Here is a 19,138-nt window from a genome sequence, read left to right on the forward strand (position 1 = left end):
CCTGCGCGGCAGGAAAGTGCTAGGGACCGGGGAGCGGCCTGCGTCGCTGGGGGCGCTAGCTTTTGGCCGGCGCGCTGTCCGTCTCGGTGTTGACGACGAAGTACTCGGGGACGCTGGGGCCCCAGAGGTACAGCGAGTTCTCGGGCGGGAAGTCGCCGGCCGGCCACTGGCTGCCGGCGTCGATGAAGTCCATGTCCGCCGAGTACTCGCAGAACGAGCCCCAGGGGTCGCGGACGTAGTGGAAGTAGTTGGAGCCCAGGCAGTGTCGCCCGGTGCCCCAGCCCTCGCGGTAGCCGGCGTTGGCCATCTGCTCGGCGCCGTTGCCGACCTCGTCGACGCCGTCGACTTCCCAGGCGGCGTGGTGGAAGCCCTTGGCGCCGCTCTTGCAGAAGGCCACCAGGTGATGGTCGCAGCCGTGCGGGGCGTGGGTGAAGGCGATGATGTCCTGGGAATGGTCGGACAGCCGCAGGCCCAGGGCCCGCTCGTAGAAGGTGACGGCCTGGGGCACGTCGGGGCTGAACAGCAGCACGTGGGACAGCCGCCGCGGGCGCACCCGGGCCACTTCGTCGCGGGTGCCGACGCCGCGCACGGCGGGCCGTGCCGGCGCCGCGGCGCGCTTGCTGTCGGGCATGTGCTTGGCGCCGACCCTGACCTGCAGCAGGTTGCCATCGGGGTCGCGGAACCAGAAGCCCTCGCCGTCGCCGGCCTCGAAGCGCGCGCCGGCGACCTCGGCCTGCTGGCGCAGGGCGTCGTAGTCCTCGGCGAAGCAGTTGAAGCTCAGGTAGGCCAGGCTCTTGCGCGGGCCCTGCAGCATCCGCGCCCAGAGGTGGCCGTCGGCGGCGCGCAGTTCCAGGGCATCCGCGGTTTCGCCGACTTCCAGGCCGAAGCTGGCGAAGAAGGTCCGCGCCTCGGCCAGCGAGGGCACGAACAGCGCGTAATGATCGATCGAATGCACACTGCGGGGAGTGACAGTCATGATCGCCTCCGTTTGTTGTTCTTGTCGTCGAAGCCTCGGAGCGGGAGGCTTCGATCTGGCCGGGAATGCCCGGGGTCAGGCTTCGTCCACCACCGGGTTGACCAGGGTGCCGATGCCTTCGATGGACACTTCCACCACGTCGCCGGCCTTCAGGTAGACCTTCGGGTCCATGCCGAAGCCGACGCCGGCCGGGGTGCCGCTGACGATCACGTCGCCCGCTTCGAGGGTCACCGCCTCGCTGAGGGTGGAAATGATGGTGGCCACGTCGAACAGCATGTCCTCGGTGTTGGCCGATTGCACCACCTTGCCGTTGACGCGGGTCTGCAGCAGCAGGCCCTTGCCGCCGGGCGGCAGTTCGTCGGCGGTCACCAGGTCCGGGCCGAAGGCGCCGGTGTCGTCGAAGTTCTTGCCCACGGTCCACTGCGGCGACTTGAACTGGTACTCGCGCACCGAGCCCTCGTTGAACAGCGCGTAGCCGGCCACGTGCTGCAGCGCCTGCTCCTTGGCAATGTGCCGGCCGCCGCTCTTGAGCACCACGGCCATCTCGCCCTCGTAGTCCAGGGTGTCGGAGATGCGCGGGCGCACCAGCGGCTGGTTGTGGGCGATCAGGCTGCTGTTGAAGCGCGGGAACAGCGTCGGGTAGTCCGGCTGGGCGTAGGGCGATTCCTTGGTGTGGTCGGCGTAGTTCAGGCCAACGCAGACGATCTTGCCGGGCTTCTTCATCAGCGGCAGGTAGTCCTGCTCGCCGATCTGCACCAGCGGCCCCTGCGCCTCGGCGCCGTAGGTGGCCAGGTCCACGCCGCGCTCCAGCAGCGACTCCAGGGTTTCCTCGCCGAGGACCCGGACGCCTTCGGCAGTACGCACGCCCAGTACCGGGCGGCCTTGGTGAGTGAAGCGAACGTAGCGCATGGAGCTGACCTCTTGTTGTGGTTCGTGACGACCGCCAGGCAGTGCGGTATGGGCCCTAAGCTAATCCGAGGAAAATATGCCGTCAACGATAAAATATATTTTTTCAGAATTATCGATAAAAGGCCGCCATGTGTATCATCTGCCTCATCCGTCATCACCCGTGGTAAAGCCCATGAACCGAGCCGAACGCTGGGCGCAGCAGCCCGAAGTCTCGGAAAAGCGCACCATGGCCTCGCAACTGGAGGCCAGGGTCCGCGAAGACATCATCAACGGCCGCCTGGCGCCGGGCAGCCGCCTGCGCCTGAAGGAGCTGGCCGAGCACTACGACGCCGGCGTCATCCCCCTGCGCGAGGCGCTGTCGCGCCTGGCCGCCAGCGGTTTCGTCAGCGCCGAGGACCAGAAGGGTTTCAGCGTCGGGCGCATCTCCGCGGAGGAAATCCGCGACATCACCCACACCCGCCTGCTCATCGAATGCCAGGCCCTGGCCGAGTCCATCCGCAATGGCGACCTGGAGTGGGAAAGCCGGCTGATCGCCGCCCACCACCGCCTGGACCGCCTGCCCATCGTCGAAGGCCCGGAACGGCTGATGAAGCCGGAATGGGAGAACGCCCACGAGGCCTTCCACGAGGCGCTGATCGCCAACTGCCGCTCGCCCTGGCTGCGGCGCCTGTCGCACATGCTGCGCGACCAGACCGCGCGCTACCGCATGCTCTCGGTGCACTACAACGACAGCGCCAGCCGCGACGTCCCCGGCGAACACCGCGAACTGCTCGACGCCGCCCTGGCGCGCGACGTGGACAAGGCCTGCGCGCTGCTGGCGCAGCACTACGAGACCACCACCCGCAGCGTGCTGGCCCATGAGGCGTTGAAGGGTTGAGGCGCCTTGCGCCGGCGCCCGCACCATCCGGGCGCCGGCAAGGTGCGTCAGTTCGGGAAGTACGCCCGGCTAGCGGGCAGCCGAGCGCGCGCCGACTGTGCTCGCAGGACGCGGGAAGTGGCCGCCGGCGAAGCGGGCGAAGTGCTCCACGGGCAAGGCTATGTATTCCAGTGATACCGGCACCCTATTGCGGCGAGTGTGATCCACCGCGCTGATGATTCTGACCCCGGGACAGGAGTCAGAAGAGTTTGGGGGACCAAGGGCCCCAGAACAGAAAGTGCGCCTATGTCAGGTACAACTGCCTCAGGACTCCCTTAAAGCTGCCTTTTAGATGCTTTCTTGATCAATTTCGGACTCATCCCACATACAGCAGGTAGCGATGTGTGAATACGCTTGCCCCTCAATTCTTGTAACCAAGGAGCGGGCATGGCAGTTGGTCATTTCATTCGGTTAGGCGACAAAACGACATGTGGCGGAACGGTGCTGGAAGCCGACTCCCGCGTCATGATGTTCGGCATTGCGCATGCGCGGGAAGGAGACCGGGTGTCCTGCGGCAAGGACGGCAAAGTCTACAAAATCATTGGCGGAATTTCGTATATCAACAGCCACGGCAGGGTTGTTGCCGGTACGTTAGACAGCTTCAGCGGCTGCCCGTGTAAGGCTCGCCTGATCCCGTCGCTGTTTACGGCAACCTATCAATCTCGCCAAGGTAACGCGGCAGCTACTCGTAGATCTACAAGCCATTCTGCAAGCCCTGCTTCCCCCGCATCCCCTACTGCCACAACGAAACTCATTAATCCCCAAATGGCGACAGACAAGCTCTTGCGCACTGCGTGTGTATTTACCAAGTGCAGCAAGCTGCCCGACTCGGTGATCGACTACAACACGTCGTCAGGCACATTCCCGGTCGATGACGTGAGCGATTACGGCAACTTGGTGCTATTGGGCGGCCGTGAGGTGGACGACAGCGGCAAAGTACAGCTCCAGAGGATCAGCGGAAATGTTCCTGCCGGTTTCGGCTCCTTGGCACTGCGTGGACTTGCGCCTTCAGGCGCTGGGGAGTCCTGTGGCGGGTTCTGCGAGGTCGCATCCGCGGGTGGTGCAGTGGCCAGCGGAGGGCGTGTAGCTGTCGGGACTGGTAGCCGTGTAGTTGGCGGCGGCATTCTCACTGGCGGGGTGGTTGGCGGCTCACTCCTTGGTGTTGTGGCGATGCTCTGGCCGTCCAGCCTGGGCGATAGCGCTCTCTATACGGAAGAGCAGCTTCGCACGATGAAGCAGGGGCGAACCCGAGTTCGAATTCGTGTCGAACAGCAGCCAGACGGCCCCCTGAAGGGCTACGGCTACAACACGCAGCTACGCAGCGATTGGGAAACCATTCCGGTTGTCCAGTTCTCCAAGGCCGGAAGTCAGATGGTGGCCGACTTCGGGGGTGGTGTAGAGCTGATCTGGACACCTGCCGTCGATCCATCCGACACGCTGGGCATCCCCGCCCTGGAGGCTGCGCCCCAAACGCCGCAGATCACGATTTACCCGCCCGTGGAGCAGGCCGACAACCTCATCGTCAACCCGATCTACCCGCCAGAGTATCGGGATTTCATCCTGGTGTTCCCGATGGGGTCCGGGATTGCGCCGCTCTACATCGTGATGAATGCCCGGCATGATCCGGGGGTTGTCACTGGGGTAGGTGAGGATGTTTTCGGAATCTGGCTGGCTGGAGCTGGTGAGGATGTTGGTGTCCCCATTCCAACAAGTGTTGCGAATGAGTTACGAGGCATGAGCTTCAATAGCTTCGACTCCTTCAGGAGGGCTTTCTGGAAAGCCGTGTCTAACGATCCTGTACTAACGGCGCAATTCGTTCCGCAGAACACTACGCGCATGACAGTTGGTAAGGCTCCTCGTGTCCATAAGAAAGATAGGGTTGGTGGTAGGCGCTCCTTTGAGTTGCATCACTTGGACAAAGTATCCGAAGGTGGCGGTGTTTACGACGTCGACAACCTCCGGATCAACACTCCGAGAAACCATGTTGATTTGCACCGAGGTGGTAAATAGCTCATGAATAGCCTTATGAAAGACAGATTCTCCGATTACACCGAAGCCGAGTTTATCCAACTGTTAAGGGAGCTATACAAAGAGGACACTGCGGATACAGACGAGCGTGCTGATGCTTTGCTTCTTCACTTTGAAAAGGTGAGCGAACACCCCGACGGCTCAGACCTCATCTACTACCCTGAACCTGGGGCGGACAATTCCCCCGAAGGCGTAACACGTACAGTGAAAGAGTGGCGTGCAGCGAACGGGCTTCCCGGTTTCAAGCACAATTGACCTGACAAAAGCAGGATAGTCCAGGGCCGGGCCCCTTCGGCTATCGTTCCATCGCGAAGCTGATGAAGGATCCCACCGGGAAGCTACCGTAGCGGCTGCGGCAGCGTTTGCCAGAGCCTACCCGCCAGCCATCGCAGTGCGGGCGATGCCCAGGAAGGCGCGCACGGCGCCGCCGGTTTCCTCGTTGCGGCTGACCAGCAGCAGGTCGGCCTGCGGTTCCATGCCGCCGAGCCGGCGGTAGGCCACCCCCGGGATGTGCACCTGCAGCAGCGGCTCGGGCACCAGCGCCACGCCCATGCCGGCGGCCACCAGCGCCAGCACGCTGAGGGTGCTGCTGGTGCGGTGCACCTTGGGCTCGCGCCCCAGCGCCCGGCGCAGGCCGCCGAGCATGTTCTCGTCGGCGCCGTGGGCGGCATAGACGATCAGCGGTTCCGCGCCGAGCATCGACACCTGCAGCGGCTGGGCATCGACCAGCGGATGGCTGTCGGGCATGGCCACCAGCAGCGGCCAGGTGCCGATGCGCTCGAAGCACAGCGAGTCGTCGACGATCTGCCCGCCGTGGCTGGGGGCGTAGCCGATGTCCAGCTGGCCGGCCTGGATCGCCTCGACCTGCAGGTGCGGCGCCAGTTCGCGCAGCACCACCTCGGCCTCCGGGTAGACGGCGTGGAAGGCCCGCACGTCCGCCATCAGCCGGCCGCTGAACACGGCGTTGCCGGCGAAGCCGATGCGCACCGTGCCCACCTCCCCGCGCAGCGCCCGCTGCACCGTGCGCTGGGCGTGTTCAGCCTGGGCCAGGGTGCGTTCGGCCTCGCCACGCAGCATCCGGCCGGCCTCGGTCAGTTCCACCCGGCGGCTGGTGCGCACGAACAGCGGGCCGCCGAGTTCCTCTTCCAGGGCGCGTATCTGCATGCTCAGCGCCGACTGCACGATGTGCAGGCGCTGGGCGGCGCGGCCGAAATGGCCTTCCTCGGCGACGGCGAGGAAGTAGCGCAGGTGACGCAAGTCCATGGGCATATCCTTCAGAATTAGTGATTGATCGTTCAGATCAATCTATTTGAGTTCGCTACCGCGCGGGAAGATGCTGAGGCGATTTCCCACAAGCAAGAGAACACGCCATGCACAGTTACCTGGAAGACCGTCTGCAGATCACCGACCTGATCAGCGGCTGGATCCACCGCGACCTCGGCCAATGGGAGCGCCTGGCCGGGCTGTTCCACCCGGACGGGGTGATCGAGGTCACCTGGTTCGAAGGCCCCTTCTCCGACTTCATCGAAGGCTCGCGGCGCATGGGCGCCTCCGACCTGCGCACCAAGCACCTGATCGGCACCCCGGTGGTGGAGATGAACGGCGAGCGCGCCATCGTCGAGACCAACGCGGTGATAGTCGCCGAGAACGTACGCCTGGGCCTGGGCTGCAGCGTGCACAACCGCTTCTACGACCTGGCGGAAAAACGCGACGGCCAGTGGAAGCTGCTCAAGCGCCAGAGCATCTACGACATGGGCGGCTTCAGCTTCCCGCGCGGGCCGGTGGCGGTCGAGGCGCAGGTGCTGGAGCGCTATCCGCGCGAGTATGCGCCCCTGGCCTACCTGCTGGAGAAAAGCGGCTTCCCGCTGGGCCGGACCTTCGCCACCCGCGGCAGCGAGCTGGAACGCTCCATGCGGCAGGCGGCCCAGGCCTGGCTCGCCGCCTAGCCTTCGCCCGGCGCCAAAGGGTCGGAAAACCACAACAACAAGAAGAGGAGCGAAAAACCATGTGCAAGCAGGACTATGTCTTCCGCGGGCTGGGCGTCACGCTGTCCGGCCGCGGGCGGATACCGGAGGCCGAAAGCCCGGACCGGCATCCGCTGATCATCGCCATCCACGGCGGCACCTATTCCTCCCGCTACTTCGACGTGGCGGGCTATTCGCTGCTGGACCGGGCGCAGGCGCAACAGCTGCCGATCTTCGCCATCGACCGCCCGGGCTACGGTCTGAGCGCGGACTACGCCGCCAACGCGCCCAGCATCATGGACAACGCGGAGATTCTCGACTCGGCCATCCATGGCCTGTGGCACAGCTATTCGCACAAGGCCTGCGGCATCGTCCTGGTCGGCCACTCGATCGGCGGGGCCATCACTATCGCCATCGCCGCGCGCCAGCCGTCCTGGCCGCTGCTGGGCATCGCCATCTCCGGCGTCGGGCTCGACCCGGTGCCGGCCTCCAAGGACAAGTGGAACCAGGTGCCCGCGGAACAGGCCCTGGTCAGCGTGCCGCCGGAGGCGATGGACGGGTTCTTCTTCGGCCCGCCGGGCACCTACGAGCAAGGCGTCATGCCGCAGGCCAGCTACGGGGCGAGCGCCCCTGCCCCGCGCAGCGAACTGATCGACATCGGCATGCACTGGCCGAAGCAGGTCGGCCGGCTGGCTGCGCAGGTCAAGGTGCCGGTGCACTACCGGCAGCCCGAGTTCGAACAGCTGTGGCCGGTGGACGAGGCGACCATCCAGCGTTTCGCCGATGCCTTCGTCAACTGCCCGGAGATGGATGCGGCGCTGTTCAGGGACGCCGGCCACTGCATCGATTTCCACCGCTCGGGCGAGGCCTTCCAGTTGCAGCAACTGGCGTTCGCCAGGCGCTGCGCCGCCCGCGCATAGCTCCCGGGCCGGCAGCGAAGCCCTGGCAGCGCGAGCTGCCAGGGCTTCTTTCATTGATCGTCAGAAGTACAGGAGCGCTTCCACCATCGCCGTCAACTGGTCGCGGTCCCGGCCGTTGCCGAACGGGCGATCGTGTTCGCGGGCGTCGAACCAGTCATAGCGCAGCTCCGGACGCAGCGAGAGGTTCTTGCTGACCTCGTAGCGGAAGCCGCTGGTGATGGCGTTGAAGTCCCCGCGGGCGGTGGTGGTGGGGAACAGCGTGAAGCCGTCCGGGTCGCTGAAATGCTCGCCGCGCACCGAGAACGACAGGTCGGGCCTGACCTGGTAGGTGACCACCGCGTTGACGCCCCACCAATGGGCACCATCGAAGCCCGGCCCGGTGATGATGTCCACGGTCGATGGCTTGCCGTCGCCGTCCTGGCGGCCGTAGACCAGCTCCGCGCCCATCGACCAGCGCTCGTCGAAGCGGTGCCAGCCGTTCAGCGAATGCTGCTGCCGGAGCTGGCCGTCCGGGGAGATCAGCCGCGAGGTCGGCGCCTGGACGTCCTTGACGCTGTCGTTCTGCTGGTTGCCCAGCATGAACTCGTAGTCGACCCAGGTCTGCATGTCGGGCGTGCGCCAGCGCAGCGCACCGAACAGCGCCTTGTCGTCGTTGTTGTCGCGCAGGTTGCTCCAGCCCTGGGCCACGCCGAGTTCCACCCCCAGCAGCCCATGCGGGCTGTCGAGCAGGCGGGTGCCCAGCATCACGCCGCTGACCGTCACCAGGTTGCTGACGAAGGCGTAGGTCCGGCTGGCGAAGGGGTTGCGGGCCAGGCGGATGTTCGGCGGAATCTCGTAGCCGAAGGCCGGGCCGAAGATGCCCGCCATGACGGTGAAGCCCTGCCCATAGGGCAGGTAGGCGGTAGCGGCCAGGTTGGGCATGGAGACGAAGTTCTGCCTGTCGCGCCGGGCCTTCTCGGTGTCGTCGTCGCCGGGCGAATTGACATCCCAGTGCATGTCCCAGCCGAAGGCCCGGGAGAACTGGGCGTTGCGCCCGTACAGGGCTTCGAAGGTGAAACCGAAATCCGCCTGCTCGGGAGCCGGGCCCGGCAGCGGGGTGATGCGCGGGATGAAGTTGGCCTTCAGCGGCTTGTCGACGAACAGGTGCAGGCTGCCCAGCTCGAAGCCTTCGTCGGAAAAACCGGTGATGGGGAGGTTGCTGAGGCCGTGGCGGCGCTCGTCGTGGGTGGAGCGGTTGTTGCGGGAGTAGCCGATGTCGAGCAGGAAGGAGGTGGTGATGCCGTAGTCGCGTTGCAGGCCGTCGCCGAACAGGCTGCGGAACAGCGTGCCTTCGGCGGGCTCGCCGGCCGGCTCGGCGTGGCAATCGATTATCGCGAAGGCGGCCAGCACCGCACCCAGCGCTTTCACCCGGATGTTGTTCATGGAAGTGGACTCTTGTTGTTGTTCTGTCAGTGGGGTGGGTTCCGGCGTCCCTGCCGGCGCGGGCCGTCGCCGGCCCGCGAACTTGCATCGGTCTCCGTCAGAGGTTGGTGGCCTGGAAGGCGCACTGGCGCCAGCCGTCCTCCCCGCGCAGCCACACCTGGGTGGTGTAGGCCTTCATCAGCCGCTCCTCGCCGCTCTCGCGCAGGACGATGGCCTGTTCCAGGCGGCCGCTGGCGATGGCGGTGTCGCCGAACACGCGCACGCGCATGTCGCTGCGCTCGACGCTGAGGAAGTCGATGTGCCTGGCGACCATTTCCAGGTACTGCTCCTTGTCGTCCACCTTGCCGGTGGCGTGGACGTGCACCAGGGCGTCGTCCATCAGCGCCGCCAGGGTTTGCAGGTCGCGCTGCACCAGGGCGCGGCAGCGCTCGCTCTCTAGACGCAGGATTTCCTGCTGGATGGCTTCAGCGTGCATGGCCGTCTCCTGCCGCGCGCTCGGCGCGGACGATGTTCTCGATGGCGCCCAGGCCGTCGATCTCCACCCGTACCCGGTCGCCCTCGCGCAGCCAGCGCGGCGGCTTGAAGCCCACGCCGACGCCGCCGGGGGTGCCGCTGAAGATCACGTCGCCCGGCTCCAGGGTCATCACCTTGGACAGGTGCTCCACCTGCTGGTAGCAGTCGAAGATCAGCTCGCGGGTGTTGGAGTCCTGGCGCTTCTCGTCGTTGACGAAGCAGCGGATGCCCAGTTCGTGCGGGTTGCCCAGCTCGTCCGGGGTGACCAGCCAGGGGCCGAAGGGCGCGTGGCCGTCGAACGACTTGCCGAGCACGAACTGCGAGGTGCGCAGTTGCCAGTCGCGCACACTGACGTCGTTGCCCACGCAGTAGCCGAAGATCGCTTCGCGCGCCTGCTCGCGGCTGACGTGGCGGCAGCGCTTGCCGATCACGAAGACCATCTCGGCCTCGTAGTCCAGCTGCTCCGACACCCGCGGCAGATCGATGGGCGCGTAGGGGCCGTTGGCCGCGGTGTTCATCATGGCGAACCACAGCTGGTCGGCCGGCGTGGCCATGCCCGACTCGGCGACGTGGTCGGCGTAGTTCAGGCCGATGCCGAGGATCTTGCCCGGGCGCGGCACCGGGGCCAGGAGAGTCACCTCATCGAGGGCGAAGTCCGCCTTCTGCAGCTGCGCCAGGCGCTGCAGCGGCTCCTGCCAGAGCTGCCATTCGCCGATCAGCCCGGCCATGTCGCGCGGCGCGGCGGACAGGTGGTCGGCGACGCGGATGATGCCCTCGCCGCTGACGATGCCGACGCCCACCAGGCCGCCGGGGGTCTTGAAGGTGCAGAGTTTCATGGTCGTTTCCTTATCCCAGTACGGTGCGGGTGCCGGTGGCGGCGGTGCCCAGTTGGCAGAGCTCGGCGTCGCTGGCGCCGCTGCGCCACAGCTCGACCATGGCGTCCGGGTCGAACTCCAGGCCGATGGGGTCGTTGGCGAAGGTTTCGCTGTGGAAGAAGGCCGCGGCGTCGGCGGCCTCGACGAAGTTGTCCACCTGCAGCTCGATGTCGTTGCCTTCCGGGTCGCGGAAGTACAGCGAGGTGGTCGGCCCGTGGTTGATGCACCAGTAGGGGCGGATGCCCTCTTCCTTCAGGCGCAGGTAGGTGTTGAGCAGGTCGGCGATGCTGGCGTAGCTGTAGGCGATGTGGTGCACGCCGGTGACCTCGTCGGACTTCGGCGGCAGGTGCGGCATGTTGAAGAAGGCCAGGCGGTGGTGCTCGTCGTCGTAGGTGATGAAGGTGAGGATGTCGTCCTCGAACACCAGTTCGGCCTGGAACAGCTTGCGGTACCAGTCGACCATGGCCTTGCGGTCGGCGCAGCGGAACACCAGGTGGGCCATTTTCATCGGCACGATGCGTTCGGCGGGCGTGGCTTGGGAAGCAGTCATCTCGGTTCTCCTTGTTGTCGTACTCAGACCAGCACCCGGCGGAAGTCGCCGAGCAGGGTCGCCAGGTAGGCGAGGAAGCGCCCGGCCTCGGCGCCGTCCACCGCGCGGTGGTCCCAGGACAGCGACAGCGGCAGTTGCAGGCGCGGTTCGAAGGCGCTGCCGTTCCAGCGCGGTTGCAGCTCGGCGCGGCCGACACCGAGGATCGCCACTTCCGGCGCGTTGATGATCGGGGTGAAGTGGCCGCCGCCGATGCCGCCCAGGGACGAGATGGAGAAACAGCCGCCCTGCATCTGCGCCGGGCTCAGCTTGCCGGCGCGGGCCAGTTGCGAGAGCTCGGCCATTTCCTGTGCCAGCGCGGCGATGCCCTTGCGCTCGGCATCGCGGATCACCGGCACCACCAGGCCGTTGGGGGTGTCGGCGGCGAAGCCGATGTGGAAGTAGTGCTTCTGCACCACTTCGTCGCCCTCCAGGCTCACGTTGAACTGCGGGAAGCGTTGCAGCGCCGCCACGCAGGCCTTGATCAGGAAGGCCAGCAGGGTGACCTTGGCCTGCCCTTCGCGCGCCTCGCCGTTGAGCTGCACGCGCAGCGCTTCCAGCTCGGTGACGTCGGCCTGGCTGTGGTTGGTGACGTGGGGGATGCTCACCCAGTTGCGGTGCAGGTTGGCCGCCGAGATGCGCTTGATGCGCGACAGCGTGCGGCGCTCGACGTGGCCGAACTGGGCGAAGTCCACCTGCGGCCAGGGCAGCAGGTCGAGCCCGCCGCCGAGTTTGGCGGCGGCCATCGGTTGCTCGCGCTGGGCCTTGACGAAGGCCAGCACGTCCTCGCGCAGCACCCGGCCGTTGGGGCCGCTGGCCGGCACCTGGTCGAGGTCCACCGCCAGTTCGCGGGCCAGCTTGCGCACCGCCGGGCCGGCCAGGGCCAGTTGCGGTTTGCGGACTTCTTCAGCGGCGGGCGCCGGCGCAGCTTGCACGCTGGGCGCGGGAGCGGCGGCCACCGGTTCGGCTTTCGTCACGACGGGCTCGGCCTCGGGAATCGCAGGCGCAGCTTCGGCGACCACAGGCGCGGCGGCGGGCGCAGCCGCGCCCTCCCCGGCCGGCTCGATATGGGCGATCACGCTGCCCCGGGAGACCTTGTCGCCCGGCTTGATCAGCACTTCGCGAATGGTGCAGGACAGGGTGCTGGGCACGTCCATCACCGCCTTGTCGGATTCGAGGACGATCAGCGGCTGTTCCACGGCGACCACGTCGCCGGCCTTGATCAGCACCTCCACCACCGGCAGGTCCTTGAAGTCACCGATATCGGGAACCATCAGTTGTTGCATGGCGTTCACTCCTCAACGGTTCCAGGGGGCGCCGGCGGCGCCGTCGATGGCGTAGCGCGCGCGGGCCTGGGCATGCTTGTCGCGGTCGATGCCGGCCAGCGCCGCCAGGGCGATGTGCTGGCGGTCCAGCTCGAAGAAGCGGCGCAGCGCCGGGCGGGTGTCGCTGCGGCCGAAGCCGTCGGTGCCCAGGGCGGTGTACGGCGCCCGCAGGTAGGGCGCGATCAGTTGCGCGTAGCCGCGCACGTAGTCGCTGGCGGCCACCACCGGCACTGCGCCGGGCAGGCAGGTTTGCAGGTGGCTGCGCGCTTCGGTCTGCTCGCCGAACAGTTGCTCGCGCTCGACCTCGCGGGCCTCGCGGGCCAGTTCGGAGAAGCTGGTGACGCTCCAGATCTCGCTGGCCACGCCCCACTCCTCGGCGAGCAGTTCGGCGGCGGCGATGACCTCGCGCAGGATGGCTCCGGAGCCGAGCAGGCGTACCGCAGGCGCGCCCTCCCCGCGGCTGCCGAACAGGCGCATGCCCTTGATCACGTCGGCGTGCTGCGCGGCGTCCAGCGGCGCCTGCACGTAGTTCTCGTTGGTCACCGTCAGGTAGTAGAACTCGTCGTGCTGCGCTTCGAGCATGCGCCGGCCGCCGTGGTCGATGATCACCGCCGCCTCGGCGGCGAAGGCCGGGTCGTAGGCGCGGCAGTTGGGCACGGTGGAGGCGATCAGCTGGCTGGTGCCGTCCTGGTGCTGCAGGCCCTCGCCGGCCAGGGTGGTGCGCCCGGCCGTGGCGCCGATCAGGAAGCCGCGGGCGCGCTGGTCGGCGGCGGCCCAGATGAGGTCGCCGATGCGCTGGAAGCCGAACATCGAGTAGTAGATGTAGAACGGCAGCATGGCCACGCCGTTGACGCTGTAGGAGGTGGCCGCCGCGACCCAGGAGGAGATCGCCCCGGCCTCGGTGATGCCTTCTTCCAGCAGTTGGCCGTCGCGCGCTTCCTTGTAGTAGAGCATCGCCCCGGCGTCTTCCGGCTCGTAGAGCTGGCCGGCCGGCGAGTAGATGCCGATCTGGCGGAACAGGTTGGCCATGCCGAAGGTGCGTGCCTCGTCGGCCACGATCGGCACGATGCGCGGGCCCAGCTGCTTGTCCTTGAGCAGGTTGGAGAACAGCCGCACCACCGCGGTGGTGGTCGAGCTTTCGCGCTCGTCCGGTTGCAGGGCGAACTGCGCGTAGCTCTCCAGCGCCGGCAGCGCCAGGGGTTCGGCCTGGCCGACGCGGCGCGGCAGGTAGCCGCCCAGGGCCTCGCGGCGCTCGCGCAGGTAGCGCAGCTCGGCGCTGTCCTCGGCCGGCTTGTAGAAGCGCATTTCTTCCAGGGCGGCGTCGTCCAGCGGCAGGGCGAAGCGGTCGCGGAAGGCCTTGAGCGCGTCGATGTCGAGTTTCTTCTGCTGGTGCGAGGTGTTGCGCGACTCGCCGGCCTGGCCCATGCCGAAGCCCTTCTTGGTCTTGGCCAGGATCACCGTCGGCCGGCCGTCGTGCGCCTTGGCGGCGGCGAAGGCGGCGTGCAGCTTGCGGAAGTCGTGGCCGCCGCGGCGCAGGCCGTCGATCTCCTCGGGGCTCATGTGCGAGACCAGCGCCTGCAGTTCCGGGTCGAGGTCGAAGAAGTGCGCGCGGTTGTAGTTGCCGTCGTTGGCGCCGAGGGTCTGGTACTGGCCGTCCACGGTGTGGGCGAAGCGGCGCAGCAGCACGTGGTTGCGGTCGCGGGCGAACAGCGCGTCCCAGTCCGAGCCCCAGATCACCTTGATCACGTTCCAGCCGGCGCCGCTGAACAGCGCTTCCAGTTCCTGGATGATCTGCCCGTTGCCGCGCACCGGGCCGTCCAGGCGCTGCAGGTTGCAGTTGATCACGAAGGTCAGGTTGTCGAGCTTCTCGCGGGCGGCCAGGGACAGCGCGGCGAGGGATTCCGGCTCGTCCATCTCGCCGTCGCCGAACACGCCCCAGACGTGGCGCTGGGCGGTGTCGGCGATGCCGCGGTGCTCCAGGTAGCGGAGGAAGCGCGCCTGGTAGATGGCGCTGATCGGGCCGATGCCCATGGAGCCGGTGGGGAACTGCCAGAAGTCCGGCATCAGCCAGGGGTGCGGGTAGGAGCACAGGCCGCCGCCGTCCACTTCCTGGCGGTAGCGCTGCAGCTGTTCCTCGCCCAGGCGCCCTTCGAGGAAGGCGCGGGCGTAGACGCCGGGCGCCGAGTGCGGCTGGAAGTACACCAGGTCGCCCTTGCCGGCGGCGCTGTCGGCGCGGAAGAAGTGGTTGAAGCCGACCTCGAAGATCTCCGCCGCCGAGGCGTAGCTGGCGATGTGGCCGCCCAGCTCGCCGTAGGCCTTGTTGGCCCGCGCCACCATGGCCAGGGCATTCCAGCGGATGATCGAGGTGATGCGTTCCTCCATGGCCAGGTCGCCGGGGAAGGCCGGCTGCTGCTCCAGGGGGATGCTGTTCTGGTACAGCGAATAGGGGTGCGCCGAGGGGCGCACGCCCAGGTGGCTGGCGTGCTCGGCCAGGCGCTGCAGGAGGAAGTCGACGCGCTCGCCGCCGGCGCTGCGCGCCACGGCCTCCAGGGCGTCGAGCCATTCGTGGGTTTCCTGGCGGTCGCTGTCCTGTTCGGCGCGCTCGCGGGGTGATTCGGTGATCCTGGCTGTCATGGTTCTTCGCTCGATCAGGGTTTCGCAGGCGCGAGCCGCCCCCGGGCGCCCCCTGCCGGGGGCGCCGTGGCGTTCGCGCGGTCAATCGTCGGTGCGCGGGCCTACCAGCCTTCGCGGCAACCGTTCCACTCGGCGCCCGGCGAGCGGGCGTGCATCTGGTGGTAGCGGCCGCTGTAGAACAGCAGCGGCTTGCGCTGCTCGCCGATGCGCAGGTGCTCCACCTCGCCGATGTACAGCTGGTGGTCGCCGGCCGGGTGCACGTCCACCGTGCGCGCCACCAGCTGCACCAGGCTGCCGTCCAGCAGCGGGGTGTCCTGGTGCCGGCAGAACGGCAGCTCCAGGCCCTCCTCCGGGCGCCCGCCGAAGTGCGCGCTCAGCGGGCGCTGGGTCTCAGCGAGGAAGTTCACGCCGTAGCGCACGCCCTCCTTCACCCACTGGTTGAAGCGCGAGGCGTTGCGCACCGAGACGAGGATCAGCGGCGGCTCCAGCGACACCGACATGAAGGCGTTGGCGGTCATGCCGGCCGGCTCGCCGTCGGCGAGGTAGGTGATCACGGTGACGCCGGTGGCGAACTGGCCCATCACCGTACGCAGGAGTTTGGGGTCCATGGGGTTGCCCTCCCGGTCAGATCAGCGGGGTGACGGTGTTTTCCAAGCCCAGCAGCGCCTTGCCGTACAGCTCCAGGCCGATGCTCGGCAGGGCCACGGCGTGCCGCGCGGCGGTGTTGGAGTCGCGCCACCAGCGCTGCATCGGGCTGCTCTCGGCGAAGCTGCCGGCGCCGTGGGCAGTGAGCAGGATGTTGATGGCGTCGGTGATGTGGCTGTTGACCAGGCCGACGTCGGCGCGGATGCGCGCGCGGGTGGTGGCGTCGAGCTTGCGGCCCTCGCGCGCGGCGGCGTCGATCTCGTCGACGGCGCGGAAGGCGCGCAGCTCGGCGCTGTCGATCTTCAGCGCGGCCTCGGCGACCTGGGCCTGGAACAGCACCGAGTCGGTCTGCTTCTCGAACGAGGTGTAAGCGATGGCGCGGCGCGGCGCGTTGTCGATCACGTACTTCAGCGCGGCGCGGCCCAGGCCCAGCTGCGGGCCGTTGAGGATCAGCGCGGCGAAGGGCACGAACAGCGGACGGTAGCTGGCCTCGTCCTTGAATTCGGTGGGGTAGTCGCCCTCGATGGCCGCGCCCATGTTCAGCAGGCGGTGGTCGGGCACGAACACCTCCTCGGCGACGATGCAGTTGCTGCCCGAGGCGCGCATGCCGGTGGTGAACCAGGTGTCTTCGATGCAGAACTGTTCGCGCGGGATCAGCGCCAGGTACTGGGCCACCAGCGCGCCGTTGGCGTCGCGCTCCTCGGCGCCCACGGCAGCCCAGTCGGCGTGCAGGCTGCCGGAGGAGAAGTACCACTTGCCGGAGACGATCAGGCCACCCTCGACGCGGCGGGTGTTGGGCGAGGCATTGAACACGCCGGACACGCGGGCGTCGGGGTTGGCGCCGAACACGTCGTTCTGCGCGCGCTCGCTGAACAGGCTGGTGAACCAGGCGCAGACGTTGGTCAGCGCGGCCACCCAGGCAGTGCCGCCGCAGCCTTCGGCGAGCGCCGCGGACACTTCCAGGTGCGAGCGCAGGGTGCCTTCGTGGCCGCCGAAACGCTTGGGCACCATCAGCCGGAACAGCCCGGCGTCGCGCATGGCCTGGATGTTCTCCTCGGCGGCGCGGCGATTCCTCTCCGACTCCGCGGCGTTCTTGCGCAGCAGCGGCTGCAGCGCTTCGGCACGCTTGACCAGTTCCTGCAGGGAGGGACGCTGCTCGGCCAGCGGCAGCACGCTTACGTCGGACACTTTCATCGCTTCTTTCATGGCTTCGACCTTGTATGTCACAATGACTAAAATGTCATTCATTTGTTCTGGGCGAACGAATCCCGCCGGCCGTGGCGCCAGGGCGCAGTGGACGGCAACGGATTCCTCGCGGGCAGGCGTCGGCGCTCAGGACCTTGATGGTCCCGCAGGCATACGGTTACCCGGAGTGGCTGGGGATGCGGGAAATATCAGGCGCGCGGACGCTTGCGGCGCGGCGGCGGAGGAAGCGGGCGGGACAGGCGGGGTGGCAAGGCGTTACGGATCATTTTTCGTCTCCTGTTGTTTTTATGACGAAAGCGCCAGAGCGACGAATACGTTATAGACTGAACATACTTGTCATTCCGACATTGGTCAGCAATGTAGGACAGACGCCCCGCTCGTACAAGGGGTGCGATCAAATAAATTTATTCACCCGACTATCGGCATAGTTTTTAACAATGACATTTTGTCACTCCCGGAGATGAAGTCCGTGTCCGACGACCAACAGCCCTCCCCCCGCGGACGGGCCAACCCCGACCACCGCCCGAAGATGGCGGAGAAGAAACGCCTGCTGATGCGCACGCGCCTGCTCGACGCGGCGATGCGGGTATTCGCCGAGCCCGGCTCGGCCACGCCGGTGATCGACGACGTGATCCGCGAGGCCAAGGTCTCGCGCGGCACCTTCTACCGCTACTTCGACTCCCTGGACCAGGTGCTGGTCGCCCTCGGCCAGGACCTGAGCAACCAGATGACCACCGACATCCTGCCGCTCTACGACATCCTCCAGGAGCCGTGGAAGCGCATCTCGGTGGGTTTCCGGGTGTTCCTGGTGCGCGCCCTGCTGGACCGCAAGTGGGCCGGCTTCGTCACCCGCGTCGACGTCTGGCCGCACCACGCGCTGGTGGCCGAGTACATGGGCCGCGACCTGGAGGGCGGGCGCGCCGCCGGCGAACTGCACTTCGAGCGCCTCGACGCCGCCACCGACTTCCTCATGGGCGCCTCGGCCCTGTGCATCCAGACCATCCTGCAGGGGGTGGAGAAGGTCAACGAGTACGTCGACGCCTGCGTGCACATGGCCATGGCCAGCCTCGGCTACGATGCGGCCACCTGCCGGCGCGGCGTGGACTTCTCGCTGACCTACCTGCAGGACTGGGGCTCGGGCGCGCTGGACCTGCCGCGCCCGGTATGGTCGCTGAACCTCAACTCGCGCGAGGGCCGCGAATTCCTCGCCTATCGTCGCAACGGGGCCTGAGCCTCACCGCCGCACCCGGCCAGGCGCGGCCGCGGGCGGGCCCAGTAGCGCGGGTCGTCGAGCACCGTCAGGTCGCTGGCGAAGGCCTGTGGCAGTTGCGCCTTGAGGAACTCGACCCAGGTGCGGATCTTGGCGTCGAGGAAGCGCCGCGAGGAATACAGGGCGAAGACGTCGCGGCCGTGCAGACGCAGCTGTGGCAGGACCCGCAGCAAGCGCCCCTCGCGCAGCGCGCGGGCGGCGACGAAGCCCGGCAGCAGGCACACGCCCATGCCCGAGGCGGCGGCCAGGCAGGCCGCCTCGGGGAGGTTGACGCGCAGCACGTCCTCGAAGGCGAAAGGCGCCTCCTCGGCCTGCTCGCTGAAGTACCAGCCATCGGGAAACAGCGGGTCGGCCAGCATCAGGCAGCGGTGTTCGCGCAGGTCTTCCGGGCACCTCGGCACCCCGTGGCGGTGCAGGTACCCGGGCGCGGCGCAGAGCACGCTGAACACCCGCCCCAGGCGCTGGGCGACGAAGGCCGAGTCGGGCAGCCCGCGGGACAGGGTGACCAGCACGTCCAGGCCCTCCTCCAGCAGCGCCGGGGTGTCCTGGGTCAGCGACAGGTCGATGGAGACCTCCGGGTAGCGCTCGCGGTACTCGGCGATCAGCGGCGTCAGGTGCTCCAGGCCGAACTCGGTCACCGCGTGCAGGCGCAGCCGCCCGCTGGCCCGCGACAGCGAGCCGGCGGCCTCGGCGGCGGCATCGTCGATCTCGCCGAGGATGCCCTTGCAGCGCTTGAAGTAGCGCCGGCCGGCCTCGGTCACCGCCACGCTGCGGGTGGTGCGTTGCAGCAGGCGCGCGCGCAGCTGCTCCTCCAGGGCCGCGATCAGCCGCGAGACCTTCGACGGCGACATGTCGAGGGCGCGGGCGGCCTGGCTGAAGCTGCCGCTCTCCACCACCCGCACGAAGGCCTGCATGCCTTGCAAGAGGTCCATGGCCCTACTCCCCGGCG

Annotated in this window: 18 protein-coding genes; 6 read left to right on the forward strand and 12 right to left on the reverse strand. The window is 67.5% G+C overall.

Going from position 1 to position 19,138, the window contains the following annotated elements:
* Positions 1 to 55: 55 nt before the first annotated feature.
* Together IG194_RS00550 and IG194_RS00555 are read right to left on the reverse strand one after the other, a co-directional pair.
* A complete protein-coding gene (locus tag IG194_RS00550) occupies positions 56 to 976 on the reverse strand; it encodes a VOC family protein (protein ID WP_058490119.1) in 921 nt (306 codons plus the stop codon).
* Between the two features lie 75 nt (positions 977 to 1,051).
* Complete coding sequence (locus IG194_RS00555; protein ID WP_058490120.1) at positions 1,052 to 1,885, reverse strand: fumarylacetoacetate hydrolase family protein; 834 nt, start codon at positions 1,883 to 1,885, stop codon at positions 1,052 to 1,054.
* 172 nt (positions 1,886 to 2,057) lie between these two features.
* Between IG194_RS00555 and IG194_RS00560 the strand changes: the two genes are divergently transcribed.
* The 3 genes from IG194_RS00560 (at position 2,058) to IG194_RS00570 (ending at position 5,084) form a co-directional block, all read left to right on the forward strand.
* On the forward strand, positions 2,058 to 2,762 hold the full coding sequence (locus tag IG194_RS00560) for a GntR family transcriptional regulator (protein WP_043272022.1): 705 nt from the start codon (positions 2,058 to 2,060) through the stop codon (positions 2,760 to 2,762).
* Between the two features lie 426 nt (positions 2,763 to 3,188).
* Positions 3,189 to 4,811, forward strand: coding sequence for an S-type pyocin domain-containing protein (locus tag IG194_RS00565; RefSeq protein ID WP_058490121.1), 1,623 nt, complete (start codon positions 3,189 to 3,191; stop codon positions 4,809 to 4,811).
* Between the two features lie 15 nt (positions 4,812 to 4,826).
* A complete protein-coding gene (locus IG194_RS00570) occupies positions 4,827 to 5,084 on the forward strand; it encodes a bacteriocin immunity protein (RefSeq protein ID WP_058490122.1) in 258 nt (85 codons plus the stop codon).
* 117 nt (positions 5,085 to 5,201) lie between these two features.
* On the opposite strand, the gene IG194_RS00575 is transcribed toward IG194_RS00570, so the two are convergent.
* A complete protein-coding gene (locus IG194_RS00575; protein WP_058490123.1) occupies positions 5,202 to 6,092 on the reverse strand; it encodes a LysR substrate-binding domain-containing protein in 891 nt (296 codons plus the stop codon).
* 107 nt (positions 6,093 to 6,199) lie between these two features.
* Here IG194_RS00575 and IG194_RS00580 point away from each other — a divergent pair, with 107 nt between their 5' ends.
* Both IG194_RS00580 and IG194_RS00585 read left to right on the forward strand, forming a co-directional pair.
* Complete coding sequence (locus IG194_RS00580) at positions 6,200 to 6,775, forward strand: nuclear transport factor 2 family protein (RefSeq protein ID WP_058490124.1); 576 nt, start codon at positions 6,200 to 6,202, stop codon at positions 6,773 to 6,775.
* A 59-nt stretch (positions 6,776 to 6,834) separates the two neighbouring features.
* On the forward strand, positions 6,835 to 7,713 hold the full coding sequence (locus IG194_RS00585) for an alpha/beta hydrolase (protein WP_058070470.1): 879 nt from the start codon (positions 6,835 to 6,837) through the stop codon (positions 7,711 to 7,713).
* A gap of 60 nt (positions 7,714 to 7,773) precedes the next feature.
* Here IG194_RS00585 and IG194_RS00590 read toward each other — a convergent pair whose 3' ends face one another.
* From IG194_RS00590 to IG194_RS00625, 8 genes are all read right to left on the reverse strand, one after another.
* Entirely contained in the window at positions 7,774 to 9,135 is a 1,362-nt protein-coding gene (locus IG194_RS00590) for an outer membrane beta-barrel protein (protein WP_058490125.1), read from the reverse strand.
* A 97-nt stretch (positions 9,136 to 9,232) separates the two neighbouring features.
* A complete protein-coding gene (locus IG194_RS00595) occupies positions 9,233 to 9,610 on the reverse strand; it encodes a nuclear transport factor 2 family protein (protein ID WP_043272025.1) in 378 nt (125 codons plus the stop codon).
* Positions 9,600 to 10,484, reverse strand: a complete 885-nt coding sequence (locus tag IG194_RS00600; protein WP_058070472.1) for a fumarylacetoacetate hydrolase family protein — start codon at positions 10,482 to 10,484, stop codon at positions 9,600 to 9,602. The genes IG194_RS00595 and IG194_RS00600 overlap by 11 nt, the downstream gene beginning before the upstream one ends.
* Positions 10,485 to 10,494: 10 nt before the next feature.
* A complete protein-coding gene (locus IG194_RS00605; RefSeq protein WP_009623105.1) occupies positions 10,495 to 11,073 on the reverse strand; it encodes a VOC family protein in 579 nt (192 codons plus the stop codon).
* 23 nt (positions 11,074 to 11,096) lie between these two features.
* Positions 11,097 to 12,395, reverse strand: coding sequence for a 2-oxo acid dehydrogenase subunit E2 (locus tag IG194_RS00610; protein ID WP_058490126.1), 1,299 nt, complete (start codon positions 12,393 to 12,395; stop codon positions 11,097 to 11,099).
* 12 nt (positions 12,396 to 12,407) lie between these two features.
* Positions 12,408 to 15,068: an alpha-ketoglutarate dehydrogenase gene (gene mdeB, locus IG194_RS00615; RefSeq protein WP_058490127.1), complete on the reverse strand. Its 2,661-nt coding sequence runs from the start codon at positions 15,066 to 15,068 to the stop codon at positions 12,408 to 12,410.
* A 101-nt stretch (positions 15,069 to 15,169) separates the two neighbouring features.
* A complete protein-coding gene (locus IG194_RS00620; protein WP_043272029.1) occupies positions 15,170 to 15,676 on the reverse strand; it encodes a flavin reductase family protein in 507 nt (168 codons plus the stop codon).
* 16 nt (positions 15,677 to 15,692) lie between these two features.
* Positions 15,693 to 16,907, reverse strand: a complete 1,215-nt coding sequence (locus IG194_RS00625; RefSeq protein WP_058070476.1) for an acyl-CoA dehydrogenase family protein — start codon at positions 16,905 to 16,907, stop codon at positions 15,693 to 15,695.
* Between the two features lie 472 nt (positions 16,908 to 17,379).
* Between IG194_RS00625 and IG194_RS00630 the strand changes: the two genes are divergently transcribed.
* On the forward strand, positions 17,380 to 18,150 hold the full coding sequence (locus tag IG194_RS00630; RefSeq protein ID WP_024128675.1) for a TetR/AcrR family transcriptional regulator: 771 nt from the start codon (positions 17,380 to 17,382) through the stop codon (positions 18,148 to 18,150).
* On the opposite strand, the gene IG194_RS00635 is transcribed toward IG194_RS00630, so the two are convergent.
* A complete protein-coding gene (locus IG194_RS00635) occupies positions 18,129 to 19,121 on the reverse strand; it encodes a LysR family transcriptional regulator (RefSeq protein ID WP_058490128.1) in 993 nt (330 codons plus the stop codon). The two genes, IG194_RS00630 and IG194_RS00635, sit on opposite strands and share 22 nt — an antisense overlap.
* Positions 19,122 to 19,138 lie beyond the last annotated feature (17 nt).

Origin of the sequence: Pseudomonas sp. ADPe (assembly GCF_014843515.1) — a bacterium.
In the GTDB taxonomy this organism is placed as follows: Bacteria; Pseudomonadota; Gammaproteobacteria; order Pseudomonadales; family Pseudomonadaceae; genus Pseudomonas; species Pseudomonas citronellolis.

What these genes read in the sequence shown, in the direction of transcription:
- IG194_RS00590 (WP_058490125.1), bottom strand. Translation starts at nt 9,135, where the DNA reads ATGAACAACATCCGGGTGAAAGCGCTGGGTGCGGTGCTGGCCGCCTTC.
- IG194_RS00570 (WP_058490122.1), top strand. Translation starts at nt 4,827, where the DNA reads ATGAAAGACAGATTCTCCGATTACACCGAAGCCGAGTTTATCCAACTG.
- IG194_RS00630 (WP_024128675.1), top strand. Translation starts at nt 17,380, where the DNA reads ATGAAGTCCGTGTCCGACGACCAACAGCCCTCCCCCCGCGGACGGGCC.
- IG194_RS00610 (WP_058490126.1), bottom strand. Translation starts at nt 12,395, where the DNA reads ATGCAACAACTGATGGTTCCCGATATCGGTGACTTCAAGGACCTGCCG.
- IG194_RS00600 (WP_058070472.1), bottom strand. Translation starts at nt 10,484, where the DNA reads ATGAAACTCTGCACCTTCAAGACCCCCGGCGGCCTGGTGGGCGTCGGC.
- IG194_RS00620 (WP_043272029.1), bottom strand. Translation starts at nt 15,676, where the DNA reads ATGGACCCCAAACTCCTGCGTACGGTGATGGGCCAGTTCGCCACCGGC.
- IG194_RS00625 (WP_058070476.1), bottom strand. Translation starts at nt 16,907, where the DNA reads ATGAAAGTGTCCGACGTAAGCGTGCTGCCGCTGGCCGAGCAGCGTCCC.
- IG194_RS00555 (WP_058490120.1), bottom strand. Translation starts at nt 1,885, where the DNA reads ATGCGCTACGTTCGCTTCACTCACCAAGGCCGCCCGGTACTGGGCGTG.
- IG194_RS00605 (WP_009623105.1), bottom strand. Translation starts at nt 11,073, where the DNA reads ATGACTGCTTCCCAAGCCACGCCCGCCGAACGCATCGTGCCGATGAAA.
- IG194_RS00560 (WP_043272022.1), top strand. Translation starts at nt 2,058, where the DNA reads ATGAACCGAGCCGAACGCTGGGCGCAGCAGCCCGAAGTCTCGGAAAAG.
- mdeB (WP_058490127.1), bottom strand. Translation starts at nt 15,068, where the DNA reads ATGACAGCCAGGATCACCGAATCACCCCGCGAGCGCGCCGAACAGGAC.
- IG194_RS00635 (WP_058490128.1), bottom strand. Translation starts at nt 19,121, where the DNA reads ATGGACCTCTTGCAAGGCATGCAGGCCTTCGTGCGGGTGGTGGAGAGC.
- IG194_RS00580 (WP_058490124.1), top strand. Translation starts at nt 6,200, where the DNA reads ATGCACAGTTACCTGGAAGACCGTCTGCAGATCACCGACCTGATCAGC.
- IG194_RS00565 (WP_058490121.1), top strand. Translation starts at nt 3,189, where the DNA reads ATGGCAGTTGGTCATTTCATTCGGTTAGGCGACAAAACGACATGTGGC.
- IG194_RS00595 (WP_043272025.1), bottom strand. Translation starts at nt 9,610, where the DNA reads ATGCACGCTGAAGCCATCCAGCAGGAAATCCTGCGTCTAGAGAGCGAG.
- IG194_RS00550 (WP_058490119.1), bottom strand. Translation starts at nt 976, where the DNA reads ATGACTGTCACTCCCCGCAGTGTGCATTCGATCGATCATTACGCGCTG.
- IG194_RS00575 (WP_058490123.1), bottom strand. Translation starts at nt 6,092, where the DNA reads ATGGACTTGCGTCACCTGCGCTACTTCCTCGCCGTCGCCGAGGAAGGC.
- IG194_RS00585 (WP_058070470.1), top strand. Translation starts at nt 6,835, where the DNA reads ATGTGCAAGCAGGACTATGTCTTCCGCGGGCTGGGCGTCACGCTGTCC.